The organism is Spirillospora sp. NPDC048819 (assembly GCF_040650055.1).
GTDB lineage: Bacteria > Actinomycetota > Actinomycetes > Streptosporangiales > Streptosporangiaceae > Spirillospora.
Genome location: NZ_JBEZGN010000013.1, coordinates 92503 through 105010, shown reverse-complemented (window position 1 = coordinate 105010; position 12508 = coordinate 92503). Strand labels below are relative to the sequence as shown.

Below are 12508 nucleotides of genomic sequence, written 5' to 3'. Positions count from 1 at the left end.
TGCCGGGCCGTCAGGCCGGGCGGTCAGGAGGTGACTTCGGTGCGGTCGGCGCCCCAGAGGGTGTGGAAGGAGCCTTCGCGGTCCACCCGGCGGTAGGTGTGGGCGCCGAAGTAGTCGCGCTGGCCCTGGGTGAGCGCGGCCGGGAGGCGGTCGGCGCGCAGGGAGTCGTAGTAGGCCAGCGCGGTGGAGAAGCCGGGTGCGGGGATGCCGAGGCGCGCGGAGGTGGCGACGACGTCGCGCCAGGCGGACTGGGCGTCGCCGACGGCCTCGGCGAAGTGGTCGTCGGTGAGCAGGGTGGGGGTCTCGGGGTCGGCCTCGTAGGCGGCGCGGATGCGGTCCAGGAAGCGGGCGCGGATGATGCAGCCGCCGCGCCAGATGGCGGCCATCGCACCGAGGTCGATGTTCCAGCCGTACTCGGCGCTGCCCGCCTGGATCTCGTGGAAGCCCTGCGCGTACGCGACGATCTTCGAGGCGTACAGGGCCTTCTCGACGGCGTCGGCGAAGCCGGGGCCGGCGTCGCCGGTGCGGGACGGGCCGGGCAGGTCACGGGCGGCGTCGCGGAGGGCGGCGTGGCCGGAGACGGAGCGGGCGAAGACGGCCTCGGCGATGCCGCCGACGGGGACGCCGAGGTCGAGGGCGGTCTGCACGGTCCAGCGGCCGGTGCCCTTCTGCTCGGCCTGGTCGAGGACGACGTCGACGAACGGTTTCCCGGTGGACGTGTCGGTGTGCGCGAGGACCTCGGCGGTGATCTCGATGAGGTAGGACTCCAGGCGACCGCCGTTCCAGGTGCGGAAGACCTCGGCGATCTCGGCGGGGGCGAGGCCGGCGGCGTGCCGGAGCAGGTCGTAGGACTCGGCGATCAGTTGCATGTCGGCGTACTCGATGCCGTTGTGCACCATCTTCACGAAGTGTCCGGCGCCGTCGGGGCCGACGTGGGTGCAGCAGGGCGTCCCGTCCACCTTGGCGGAGATGTCCTCCAGCAGCGGGCCGAGCGCCGCGTAGGACTCGGCGGAGCCGCCCGGCATGATGCTGGGGCCGTGCAGGGCCCCCTCCTCGCCGCCGGAGATGCCGGTGCCGACGAAGTGGAGGCCGCGTTCGCGGAGCGCGGCCTCGCGGCGGCGGGTGTCGGTGAAGTTCGCGTTGCCGCCGTCGACGATCATGTCGCCGGGCTCCAGGAGCGGGGCGAACTCGTCGATGACGGCGTCGGTCGGGCCGCCCGCCTTCACCATGATCACCAGGCGGCGGGGGCGTTCGAGGGAGGCGACGAACTGCTCGGCGGTCTCGGCCGGCAGGAACGTCCCCTCGTCGCCGAACTCCTCGACCAGGGCCTTGGTGCGGGTGTGGGTGCGGTTGTGCACGGCGACGGGATGCCCGTGCCGGGCGAGGTTGCGGGCCAGGTTCCGGCCCATCACCGCAAGGCCCGTGACGCCTATGCGCGCCTTTTGCATTGGCTCTCTCCTCCTCGTGTGCGACCCTGACCAAGGGGTTGTACGCGGATCATGATCCCCTCGTTCGAGCGCGCGTCCCGCAGGGCGGTGCCCGGCCGGGGAACGGGCGCGTTCAGGATCTCTTCAATGGTGTCATTCTCCAGGGGGTATGGATGCTGGGACTGCCGGACGAGTCGGCGGCGTGTCTCTTCGATCTCGACGGGGTGCTGACCCGGACGGCGGCCGTCCACGCCGCCGCCTGGAAGGAGATGTTCGACGGCTACCTGCGGGAGCGGGCGGAGCGGACCGGTGAGCCGTTCACCGAGTTCGACCCCGTGAAGGACTACGGCCGGTACGTCGACGGCAAGAAGCGCGAGGACGGGACGCGCTCGTTCCTGGAGTCGCGCGGCATCGAACTGCCGGAGGGCGTCCCGGACGACCCGCCGGAGACCGAGACCGTCCGGGGCCTCGGGAACCGCAAGAACGCGCTGGTGCTCGCCCTCATCGAGGAGAAGGGCGTCGAGACGTTCGACGGCTCGATCGACTACGTCCGCGCCGCGCGGGCGGCGGGGCTGAAGACGGCGGTGGTGTCGTCCAGCGCGAACACGGTGCAGGTCCTGCGGACGGTCGGCATCACCGATCTGTTCGACGCGCGCGTCGACGGGGTGACGGCGGCGGAGCGGAACCTTCCCGGCAAGCCCGCCCCCGACATGTTCCTCGCGGGGGCGCGTGAGGTCGGCGTCCCCGCCGCGAGGGCGGTGGTGTTCGAGGACGCGCTCGCCGGCGTCCAGGCGGGGCGGGCCGGCGGATTCGCGTACGTGGTGGGCGTCAACCGGGTGGACGGCGCGCACGCCGAGGCGCTGGCGGGGCACGGCGCCGACATCGTCGTCTCGGACCTGTCGGAACTGCTGGAGGCCAAGTGACCGAGCGGGAGGGCCAGACCGCGGTCGACCGGCCCGTGTTCATGGTGGAGCCGTGGTGCCTGCGGGAGCCGGAGCTGCGGCTGGACCGGCTGGCGCAGACCGAGTCGGTGTTCACGTTGTCCAACGGGCATGTCGGCATGCGCGGCAACCTGGACGAGGGCGAGCCGCACGGGCTGCCGGGCACGTACCTGAACTCCTTCTACGAGCAGCGTCCGCTGCCGCACGCCGAGACCGCCTACGGCTACCCGGAGATGGGCCAGACGGTCATCAACGTCACCAACGGCAAGGTGATCCGGCTGCTGGTGGACGACGAGCCGTTCGACGTGCGCTACGGCCGCGTCCACCATCACGAGCGGGTGCTGGACATGCGGGCGGGCACGCTGACCCGGCATGTGGAGTGGACGTCCCCGGCCGACAAGACGGTCAAGATCACCTCGGTCCGGATGGTGTCGCTGACGCAGCGGGCCATCGCGGCGATCTGCTACGAGGTCGAGCCGGTGGACGAGTCGGTCCGGGTGGTCGCGCAGTCGGAGCTGGTGGCCAACGAGGCGCTGCCCGGCGGCGGCAAGGACCCGCGCGCGTCGGCGATCCTGGAGAGCCCCCTGGTCGGCGAGGAGCACGTCGCCAACGGCACGAAGGTCCTCCTGCTGCACCGGACGCGGCAGAGCGGGCTGCGGATGGCGGCGGGCATGTCGCACGACATCCAGGGCCCGGAGTCGATGACGATCGACACCGAGAGCTCGAAGGACGTGGGCCGGCTGACGGTCGCGACGAGGCTGGAGCCCGGGCAGCGGCTGCGCATCATCAAGTTCATCGCGTACGGGTGGTCGAGCCAGCGGTCCCGGCCGGCGTTGCACGACCAGGTGGTCGGGGCGCTGGCGGGCGCGCGGCGGACCGGCTGGGACGGCCTGCTGTCCGAGCAGCGCGACTACCTGGACGAGTTCTGGGAGGGCGCGGACGTCGAGGTCGACGGCGACGCCGAGATCCAGCAGGCCGTGCGGTTCGGGATGTTCCACGTCTTGCAGGCGGGCGCGCGGGCGGAACGTCGCATGATCCCGGCCAAGGGCCTGACGGGGCCCGGCTACGACGGCCACACGTTCTGGGATACCGAGACGTTCGTCATGCCCGTGCTGACGTACACCTCACCGGGCGCCGCGGCGGACGCGCTCGCCTGGCGGCACATGACGCTGCCGCTGGCGTGCGAGCGTGCCGCCCAGCTCGGCCTGAACGGCGCCGCGTTCCCCTGGCGGACGATCCGCGGCCACGAATGCTCGGGGTACTGGCCCGCCGGGACGGCCGCGTTCCACATCAACGCCGACATCTCCGACGCGGTCGTCCGGTACGTGGACGCCACCGAGGACGTGCAGTTCGAGCGGGAGATCGGCCTGGACATCCTGGTGCAGACCGCGCGGCTGTGGCGCAGCCTCGGCCACCACGACGTCGGCGGCGTGTTCCGCATCGACGGGATCACCGGCCCCGACGAGTACAGCGCGGTCGTGGACAACAACGTCTACACCAACCTCATGGCGCGCCGTAACTTGGAGGAGGCCGCGGAGATGGCGATGCGCCACCCGGACGTGGCCGACCGGCTCGGGGTGGACGCCGAGGAGGCCGCGTCGTGGCGGGACGCGGCGGCGGCCATGCTGATCCCCTACGACGAGCGGCTGGGCGTCCACCCGCAGAGTGAGAGCTTCACCAACCACGCCCGCTGGGACTTCGCGGCCACCAAGCCCGACCACTATCCCCTGCTGCTGAACTATCCGTACTTCGACCTGTACCGCAAGCAGGTCGTCAAGCAGGCGGACCTGGTGCTCGCGATGCACCTGTGCGGGGACGCGTTCACCGAGGAGGAGAAGGCCCGCAACTTCGCCTACTACGAGGGGCTGACCGTCCGGGACTCCTCACTGTCGGCGCAGACGCAGGCGGTGGTGGCGGCCGAGGTCGGCCAGCTGGAGCTGGCGCACGACTATCTCGGCGAGACCGCGCTGATGGACCTGCACGACCTGAACCGCAACACCCGCGACGGGCTGCACATCGCCTCGATGGCGGGGGCGTGGAGCGGGCTCGTCGCCGGGTTCGGCGGGATGCGGGCGGGCGGCGGGCGGCTGCGGTTCGCGCCGCGGCTGCCGGGCGGCATCAGCCGGCTGGCGTTCCGGATGCGGTACCGGGGCAGCCGGATCAAGGTCACCGTGACCTCGGAGGCGGCCTGCTACGAGCTGATGGACGGCCCCGGCCTCAAGCTGTGGCATCACGGGGAGCCGTTCTCTCTCGGCGCCGAGGCGGTCGAGCTGCCGATCGAGCAGATACCGGCGCGTCCGGCTCCGACGCAGCCCGCGGGACGGGAGCCGGCCCCGCGCCGCATCGACCCGCACGGCCGCTAGCCCGCCGGGCGCCGGCCCGCCGCCGCTAGTCCGCGGGGGCGCAGGGTGCGGCGCAGTCCTCGTCCGGCCCGGTCCGCGGGCCGGACGGGGTGCGGCCGGCGCCGCGGCCGACGAGGAGCCTGCGCGGTCCCGGCCCTTCGTCGCCGAGCCGGTCGTAGGGGTTGGCGAGGCCGCACTTGCTGATCGACAGGCAGCCGCAGCCGATGCACTCGGTGAGGTCGTCGCGGAGCCGTTCGAGCTGGCGGATGCGGTCGTCGAGGTCGCTGCGCCACGTCTCCGACAGCCGCGCCCAGTCCGCGACCGTGGGGGTGCGTTCCTCGGGGAGCGTGGCGAGGGCGTCGCGGATGTCGCTGAGCGGGATGCCGACCCGCTGCGAGACCTTGATGAACGAGACCCGGCGTAGCGTGTCGCGGCTGAAGCGCCGCTGGTTGCCCGCCGTCCGGCGGCTGCTGATCAGCCCCTTGGACTCGTAGAAGTGCAGCGCCGAGACGGCCACGCCGCTCCGCTCGGAGAGCTGCCCGACGGTCAGTTCGTGTACCCGGTGCTCAAGCCGCGTCATGCCGGAATCCTATGCGACCTCAACTCGGGTTGAGGTTCCGGTCCGGCTAGTGCTGGGGGGCCGCGCCCGCCGGGCGCTCCCGTCCGGCCGCCTGGCCGAGGCGGCGCAGCCGGAACGCGGCGCCGATCATCGCGGCGCCGAACAGGATCGAGAAGAAGCCGATCAGCCAGACGACCGCGAGCGCGCCGGAGACCGGCCACACGAACAGCAGGATCCCGAACAGCAGCGAGATCGCGCCGGTGAGGACGTACGCCCATTCGCCCCGCAGTTCCTTACGCAGCGCGATCGCGGCGACGATCTCCATCAGCCCGGTGGCGACCGCCCACGCGGCGATCAGCATCAGCAGGACGAACGCGGTGATGCCGGGCCACGCCATCGCCGCGACGCCGAGCGCGATGCCCGCGACGCCGGACAGGGCGAGCAGGCCGCGCGGTGCGCCGGTCGTCCCGCGGAACGCCTCCACCAGCGCGATCAGGCCGTCCACCAGCGCGTAGGCGCCGAACAGCACGACCAGCGCCCAGACGGTGATGCCGGGCCACACCCAGGCCGCGACGCCGAAAAGGATCGCGAACGCGCCGCGGACGGCGAGCACCCACCAGTGGCGGGTCATCAGATCGAACATCCGGACCTCCGGGACGAAACCTCCCACCATTGCTAGCCCAGGTTCCCTGCGGGAAAGGTCAAGGCCGGTCGCGGACTCCGCAAAGTCCGCGACCGGCCCCGGGCTCAGGCCCCGTCGGCCCGGTGTCAGTGCTCCAGGCGGCGGACCAGATCGTGGTACTCATCCCACAGCGCCTTCGGCATGTGGTCGCCGAACTTGCCGAAGTGCTCGGGGACGAGGGCGGCCTCCTGCTTCCACACCTCGGTGTCGACCGACAGCAGGGTGTCGAGGTCGGCGTCCGCGATGTTCAGGCCCTCGATGTCGAGCGCCCGCCGTGTCGGCAGGTGCCCGATCGGGGACTTGACCGCGTCGGCCTGCCCGTTCAGGCGCTCGACGATCCACTTCAGCACGCGGCTGTTCTCGCCGAAGCCGGGCCAGATGAACTTGCCGTCGGCGTTCTTGCGGAACCAGTTGACGTAGTAGATCCGGGGGAGCTTCTCGGCGTCGGTGGCCTTGCCGATCTCCAGCCAGTGGCCGAAGTAGTCGCCCATGTTGTAGCCGCAGAACGGCAGCATCGCGAACGGGTCGCGGCGCAGCTCGCCGACGGCGCCCTCGGCCGCGGCGGTCTTCTCGGACGCGACGTTGGCGCCGAGGAACACGCCCTGCTGCCAGTCGAACGACTCGGTGACCAGCGGGACGGCGGACGCGCGGCGGCCGCCGAACAGGATCGCCGAGATCGGGACGCCCTTCGGGTCCTCCCACTCGTCGGCGATGATCGGGCACTGCCCGGCCGGGGTGGTGAAGCGGGCGTTCGGGTGGGCGGCCGGGGTCTGCGAGTCCGGCGTCCAGTCGTTGCCCTTCCAGTCGGTCAGATGCGCGGGCGGCTCGTCGGTGAGGCCCTCCCACCACACGTCGCCGTCGTCGGTGAGCGCGACGTTGGTGAAGATGCTGTTGCCCCACAGCGTCTTCACGGCGTTGGCGTTGGTGCTCTCGCCGGTGCCGGGCGCGACGCCGAAGAACCCGGCCTCCGGGTTGATCGCGTAGAGGCGGCCGTCGTCGCCGAACCGCATCCAGGCGATGTCGTCGCCGATCGTCTCGACCTTCCAGCCCGGGATGGTCGGCTCCAGCATGGCGAGGTTGGTCTTGCCGCACGCCGACGGGAACGCCGCGGTGACGTAGCGGGTCTCACCGGACGGCGGCGTCAGCTTCAGGATGAGCATGTGCTCGGCCATCCAGCCCTCGTCGCGCGCCATCGTGGACGCGATCCGCAGCGCGTAGCACTTCTTGCCCAGCAGCGCGTTGCCGCCGTACCCCGACCCGTAGGACCAGATCTCCCGGGTCTCGGGGAAGTGGGTGATGTACTTGGTGGAGTTGCACGGCCACTTGGCGTCCTTCTGGCCGGGCCCGAGCGGGGCGCCGACGGAGTGGACGGCCTTGACGAACGACCCGCGCTCCTCGATGAGCCGCAGCGCGCCCTCGCCCATCCGCGTCATGATCCGCATGGACACGGCGACATAGGCGGAGTCGGTGATCTCCACGCCGAGCTGGGAGATGTTGCCGCCGAGCGGCCCCATGCAGAACGGCACCACGTACATGGTGCGGCCCTTCATGCAGCCGTCGAACAGACCGTCCAGGGTCTGCTTCATCTCGGCGGGCGCGACCCAGTTGTTGGTGGGGCCGGCGTCCTCCTCCTTCTCGGAGCAGATGAACGTCCGGTCCTCGACGCGCGCCACGTCCGTCGGGTCGGAGGCCGCGTGGAAGCTGTTCGGCCGTTTGGCCGGGTCGAGCCGCGTGAGGGTGCCCTGCTCGACGAGGAGGCCGGTCAGGCGCTCCCACTCGTCGTCCGAGCCATCGCACCATTCGACGCGGTCCGGCTTGGTCAGCTCGGCGATCCCGCGCACCCACTCGATCAGTTCGGTGTGGCCGGTAGGGGCCTGGTCGAGGCCGGAGACCTGGTTGGACACGGGCAACTCCTTCAGCTGTTCGCAGGATGTTTGCATGATGAACAAGACCCGCCGTTTTTGCCATTTGGTCTGGACCAATCTCGCCCGCTATTGGCCCTTCCCTGCCCCTTTTGTGGCTGATATCACTTACGTACGGGCGTCGAGGGCGGCGCGCCACCATGCCCGGGTCCGGATACGGTCAAGCTGGGTAAACGTGTGTCTCGGTGGCCTTCACGGCCGCCCATATCATGCTGCCCTCGGCCAAATGCAGCTCCGCGACGGCCGCGGGAGTCACCTCCGCGACGGCGTCGAAAGGCGGCCCGGACAGCCGGACGCGGACGCGGTCCCCCTGCCGTTCGATCGCGGCGACGCGGGTGCGCCAGAGGTTGCGGGGGCTGCCGTCGGGACGGGTCCTGTACAGCGCCACCGAGGATGGCGCGAAGGCCAGGAAGACCTCACCTTCGAGCGAGTCCACAGTGTCGAGCGTCCCGCCGCCCTCGCCGGCCGGCCCGTCGCCGATCAGCACCGAACCGGCCGCCGCACGGCCCCGGTACAGGTTCAGCCCGACCAGGCGCGCCACGTAGTCGGTGCGGGGCCGGCGGGCGACGTCGGCGGGCGTCCCCTCCTGGACGAGACGTCCGCCCTCGATCACGACGATGCGGTCGGCCAGCACCATCGCGTCCAGCGGGTCGTGCGTGACGAGCACCGCCGCGCCCGCGTAGCCGGCGAGATGGCGGCGGAGCGCGGACCGGACCTCCAGCCGCGTGTGGGCGTCGAGGGCGGCGAGCGGCTCGTCCAGCAGGAGCAGGCCCGGCTCGACGGCCAGCGCGCGGGCGAGCGCGACACGCTGCGCCTGCCCGCCCGACAGCGCCTGGGGCCGGACGGCCGCGAACTCCGCGAGCCCGACCCGGTCCAGCCACTCCGCGGCGCGGCGGCGGGCGGCGCGGCGGCCCGCGCCCTGGCAGCGGGGCCCGAACGCGACGTTCTCCAGCGCGGTGAGGTGCGGGAACAGCAGGTAGTCCTGGAACACCATGCCGATGCCGCGGCGGTCGGGCGGCAGCGGGCGCAGGTCGGCCCCGTCCAGCCGGACATGGCCGCCGGCCGTCGGGACGAGCCCGGCCAGGACGCGCAGCGCGGTGCTCTTGCCCGCCCCGTTCGGGCCGAGCAGCGCCACGACCTCGCCGGGCTCCGCGGTGAGCGCGAGGTCCAGCTCGAACGCGGCGCGCCGCACGACGAGCCGCGCGTCCAGCCCCCGGGTCGCCTCGCTCATCATGCTCCCTGTAGGGGGACGACCCCCCACACCCCCGGTCGCTTCGCTCATTTGGAGGCGTCCATCCAGCGGCCACGGAGCGCGGCGAGGACGACGACCGAAACGGCCAGCAGGACGAGGCTCAGCACGATCGCGGCCTGCGGGTCGGTCTCCAGCGCCAGGTAGACGGCCAGCGGCATCGTCTGCGTCCGGCCCGGGAAGTTGCCCGCGAACGTGATCGTCGCGCCGAACTCGCCGAGCGCCCGCGCCCAGCACAGCACGGCCCCCGCCGCGACGCCGGGCGCGACGAGCGGCAGCGTCACCCGCCGGAAGACCGTCCAGCGGCCGGCGCCGAGGGTGGCGGCGGCCTCCTCGTAGCGCAGGTCGGCGCCGCGCAGCGCGCCCTCCACGCTGATCACCAGGAACGGCATCGCCACGAACGTCTCGGCCAGCACGACCCCGGCGGTGGTGAACGGGAACGTGATCCCGAACGCCGAGTCCAGCCAGCCGCCGACCAGCCCACGCCGCCCGAGCACCAGCAGCAGCGCGACGCCTCCGACCACCGGCGGCAGCACCAGCGGCACGGTCACCAGGGCCCGCACGAGCCGGACGCCCGGGAACCGGACCCGCGCCAGCGTCCAGGCCAGCGGGACGCCGAACAGCACGCACAGGCCGGTGGCGAGGGTGGCGGTGACCAGCGACAGCCGCAGCGCGTCCAGCACCTGCGGCTGCATGAGGCGGGTGCCGAGCGTGGACCACGGGGCACGGACGAGCAGCCCGACCAGGGGCAGCACCAGGAAGGCGAGCCCCACCAGCGCGGGCAGCAACAGAATTCCCGGCGGCCGCCCCGCCGGCGGGTCGCCCTCCCGCGCCCCCCGGAGCGCCTTCGGCTTCACAGTCAAGGCGCCTCGAACCCGGCCCGGCTCAGCGCCGCCCTGCCCCGCTCCCCCAGCACCAGCCGGATGAACTCCTTGGCGAGCGCGCTGTGCGGAGCCTCGGCGACCTCGACGATCTGGTATTCGTTCACGGCCCGCGCGGCTTCGGGGAACTCGATCCCCCTGACCTTCCCCTCCGCCGCCTCGACGTCGGTGCGGTAGACGAGCCCGGCGTCGGCCTCACCCAGGATGACCTTGGTGAGGACGGCCTTGACGTCCCGCTCCCGCGACACGGGCTCCACCTCGACCCCGGCGGCCCCGAGCGCCTTCTGCGCGGCGGCCCCGCAGGGCACCTGCACGGCGCACAGGACGACCTTGAGCCCGGGCCCGGACAGGTCGCCGACCGTCGCCACCCCGCCGGGATCGTCCCGTGGGACGGCGATGACCAGGCGGTTGCGGGTGAACACCTGCGGCGGGCCGGCCGCGTCGCCCGCGCCGGTCACGGTCGCCATCGTGGCCGGGCTCGCGGACGCGAACACGTCCGCCGGGGCGCCCTGCGTGATCTGCTGCGCGAGCGTCGAGCTGCCGCCGAAGTTGAACCTGACCCGCACGCCGGGACGCGAGCCCTCGAACGTCTCGCCGAGCGCGGTGAACGCCTCGGTCAGCGAGGCCGCCGCGAACACCGTCAGCGTCTCGCCGCCGCCCGTCCCGGACGAGCCGCCGTCCTCGATGCCGCCGCACCCCGCCATGACCGCGAGCAGCAGGGACGCCGCCGCCAATCGCTTGAACACCGACCCTCCCCCCGAGGTCAGCCCGGCTCGGACACTTCGACGACGACGTTGGTGGACTTCACGACGGCCTCGGCCACCACGCCCACCCGCAGCCCGAGATCGTCGGCCGCCTCGCGGCTCATCAGCGACACGACCCGGAACGGCCCGGCCTGGATCTCCACCTGCGCCATCACCCCGTCACGGACGACGTCGGTCACGATCCCCCGCATCCGGTTGCGCGCGGACGAGAACCGCTCCCCGTGGTCGGACGGCCCTCCCCCGCGCGCCTGATCGCGCACGAAGGCGGCGAGCTCGGCGCCGGGCACCAGCCGGTGCCCGTGCTCGTCCCTGGACGCCGGGAGCCGCCCGCCGTCCACCCAGCGGCGGACGGTGTCCGCGCTGACCCCCAGCAGCGCGGCCGCCTCACTGATCCTGAACGTCGTCACGAGCGCCAGCGTATCCCCTCGCAGTTACGAGGTGAAGATGGTGGTCGACGCCGAGAATGCGAGCTGTTCAGCCACTCAGCTCTCGCAGATGCAGGCGGCGCCTCAGGTCCCCACCTCCAGCAGGACCTCGGTGATCATTCCGAGGGAGGCCCAGTCCACGAGCCGCTCCCGCCTGATCCGCCCGAACGCGGTCACCTCGACATGGGTCCGCTCCCCGTCCGCCGCCACCCCGTGCGGCCCGGACCCGCGGAGGCGCGCCAGTTCCGCACTGCTGACCTCCGCCGAGAACAGGTGCGCCCGGTGTGCGGACAGGGTGGCGTTCACCTGCCGCGTCCCGTGCTCGCGCAGCCGTGTCCGGTCGAGCGGCAGCCCGGTCTCCTCGGCGACCTCCGCCAGGGCGTTCTCGAACGCTCCGCCCGTCCCCGAACCGCCCGGCAGCTCATGGACGAACCCGTTCGCGCACGGGCTCCGGAACTCCCTGACGAGCACGACGTCGGTGGCGTCGAGCGTCTCCCCTCGCCGGTAGAGGACGACGGCCGAGACGTCGGGCCGCCCGATGACGATCTCGTTGTCCTTGACCCGGTCCTCGGCCGTCACGTGCATCCGGACGTGCAGGCCCCAGCACACGCCGAACCGGAACACCACGCGGGCGCCGAGCAGCACGTTCCCCGCGTCCCGCTGCCCGGCGTACCAGTCCTGGAACGGCTTCTCGCGCCACAGCAGCAGGGGGACCTCCCGCTCCCCGCCGGTCCGGGGCGCTCCCGCGCCGATCCGCCCGAGCGCCGCCGCGACCGTCCCGGCGAGATCGTCCGCGGTGGGCACGCCGGACGCGGCTGCGTAGTGCAGCAGATAGCGGTTCTTCGGCGCCCCGGGCGGCGCGCCGAACACCACGCGGCCGCTGTCGTGCCACATCCCCCACTCCACGTTCGTGGTGAACGCGGGCATGGTGGCCGGCTCGCGCGGGACCCAGAAGATCACCTCGTCGGCCAGGTGCAGGCAGCGCTCCTCCCAGTCGATCTGGGCGTCGTAGTCGGTGTAGCGGTCGTGCCGGTGCTCGGGGACGAACACGACGAGCCGCCCGTCCCCGCGCCACCGGCGGCGCAGTTCGCCCACCGCGGCGGGACGCCATGAGGCGACGTCCGCGGAGCGCGGTGTGGGACCGGCCAGGAAGACCGCGGCCTCCCAGTGATCCGGCGGGTCCTCCCGCGCGTACACGATGGTGATCTCCGCGGTGATCTCCGCGCCCATGGGTCGCCCTTTCCCGTTCGTGTGGAGTTGTTTGGTCCGGGTATTGGGTGATTTAAACCGGAATCACACGCCCGGTCAGGAGGAAT

At 72.3% G+C, this 12508-nt stretch carries 11 protein-coding genes; 2 read left to right on the top strand and 9 right to left on the bottom strand.

Features of this window, described 5'->3' with window-relative positions:
- Positions 1-23 precede the first annotated feature (23 nt).
- Positions 24-1448, bottom strand: a complete 1425-nt coding sequence (gene gndA, locus AB0C35_RS19560; RefSeq protein ID WP_358457621.1) for an NADP-dependent phosphogluconate dehydrogenase — start codon at positions 1446-1448, stop codon at positions 24-26.
- A gap of 152 nt (positions 1449-1600) precedes the next feature.
- Between gndA and AB0C35_RS19555 the strand changes: the two genes are divergently transcribed.
- Both AB0C35_RS19555 and AB0C35_RS19550 read left to right on the top strand, forming a co-directional pair.
- Positions 1601-2350 (top strand): beta-phosphoglucomutase family hydrolase, encoded by a 750-nt coding sequence (locus AB0C35_RS19555; protein WP_358457618.1) that lies wholly within the window; start codon positions 1601-1603, stop codon positions 2348-2350.
- On the top strand, positions 2347-4731 hold the full coding sequence (locus AB0C35_RS19550; RefSeq protein WP_358457615.1) for a glycosyl hydrolase family 65 protein: 2385 nt from the start codon (positions 2347-2349) through the stop codon (positions 4729-4731). Before AB0C35_RS19555 ends, AB0C35_RS19550 begins: the two co-directional genes overlap by 4 nt.
- A 25-nt stretch (positions 4732-4756) precedes the next feature.
- Here AB0C35_RS19550 and soxR read toward each other — a convergent pair whose 3' ends face one another.
- The 8 genes from soxR to AB0C35_RS19510 form a co-directional block, all read right to left on the bottom strand.
- A complete protein-coding gene (soxR, locus tag AB0C35_RS19545; protein WP_358457612.1) occupies positions 4757-5290 on the bottom strand; it encodes a redox-sensitive transcriptional activator SoxR in 534 nt (177 codons plus the stop codon).
- Positions 5291-5336: 46 nt separating this feature from the next.
- Positions 5337-5912: an HdeD family acid-resistance protein gene (locus AB0C35_RS19540; RefSeq protein ID WP_358457610.1), complete on the bottom strand. Its 576-nt coding sequence runs from the start codon at positions 5910-5912 to the stop codon at positions 5337-5339.
- A 125-nt stretch (positions 5913-6037) separates the two neighbouring features.
- Positions 6038-7855, bottom strand: coding sequence for a phosphoenolpyruvate carboxykinase (GTP) (locus AB0C35_RS19535; protein WP_358457607.1), 1818 nt, complete (start codon positions 7853-7855; stop codon positions 6038-6040).
- A 178-nt stretch (positions 7856-8033) separates the two neighbouring features.
- Positions 8034-9104, bottom strand: a complete 1071-nt coding sequence (locus AB0C35_RS19530; RefSeq protein WP_358457604.1) for an ABC transporter ATP-binding protein — start codon at positions 9102-9104, stop codon at positions 8034-8036.
- A gap of 47 nt (positions 9105-9151) precedes the next feature.
- The gene (locus AB0C35_RS19525; RefSeq protein WP_358457602.1) at positions 9152-9985 is read right to left on the bottom strand and encodes an ABC transporter permease; all 834 of its coding nucleotides are present in this window, start codon (positions 9983-9985) and stop codon (positions 9152-9154) included.
- Positions 9982-10749 carry a molybdate ABC transporter substrate-binding protein gene (gene modA, locus AB0C35_RS19520; RefSeq protein ID WP_358457599.1) on the bottom strand — a complete coding sequence of 256 codons (768 nt, stop codon included), beginning with the start codon at positions 10747-10749 and terminating at the stop codon, positions 9982-9984. The genes AB0C35_RS19525 and modA overlap by 4 nt, the downstream gene beginning before the upstream one ends.
- Positions 10750-10766: 17 nt before the next feature.
- The gene (locus AB0C35_RS19515; RefSeq protein ID WP_358457596.1) at positions 10767-11174 is read right to left on the bottom strand and encodes a helix-turn-helix domain-containing protein; all 408 of its coding nucleotides are present in this window, start codon (positions 11172-11174) and stop codon (positions 10767-10769) included.
- Between the two features lie 102 nt (positions 11175-11276).
- Positions 11277-12422: a nucleoside 2-deoxyribosyltransferase domain-containing protein gene (locus AB0C35_RS19510; RefSeq protein WP_358457593.1), complete on the bottom strand. Its 1146-nt coding sequence runs from the start codon at positions 12420-12422 to the stop codon at positions 11277-11279.
- Between the last annotated feature and the right edge of the window lie 86 nt (positions 12423-12508).

What these genes read in the sequence shown, in the direction of transcription:
- gndA (WP_358457621.1), bottom strand. Translation starts at nt 1,448, where the DNA reads ATGCAAAAGGCGCGCATAGGCGTCACGGGCCTTGCGGTGATGGGCCGG.
- AB0C35_RS19530 (WP_358457604.1), bottom strand. Translation starts at nt 9,104, where the DNA reads ATGAGCGAGGCGACCCGGGGGCTGGACGCGCGGCTCGTCGTGCGGCGC.
- AB0C35_RS19555 (WP_358457618.1), top strand. Translation starts at nt 1,601, where the DNA reads ATGCTGGGACTGCCGGACGAGTCGGCGGCGTGTCTCTTCGATCTCGAC.
- AB0C35_RS19510 (WP_358457593.1), bottom strand. Translation starts at nt 12,422, where the DNA reads ATGGGCGCGGAGATCACCGCGGAGATCACCATCGTGTACGCGCGGGAG.
- AB0C35_RS19540 (WP_358457610.1), bottom strand. Translation starts at nt 5,912, where the DNA reads ATGTTCGATCTGATGACCCGCCACTGGTGGGTGCTCGCCGTCCGCGGC.
- soxR (WP_358457612.1), bottom strand. Translation starts at nt 5,290, where the DNA reads ATGACGCGGCTTGAGCACCGGGTACACGAACTGACCGTCGGGCAGCTC.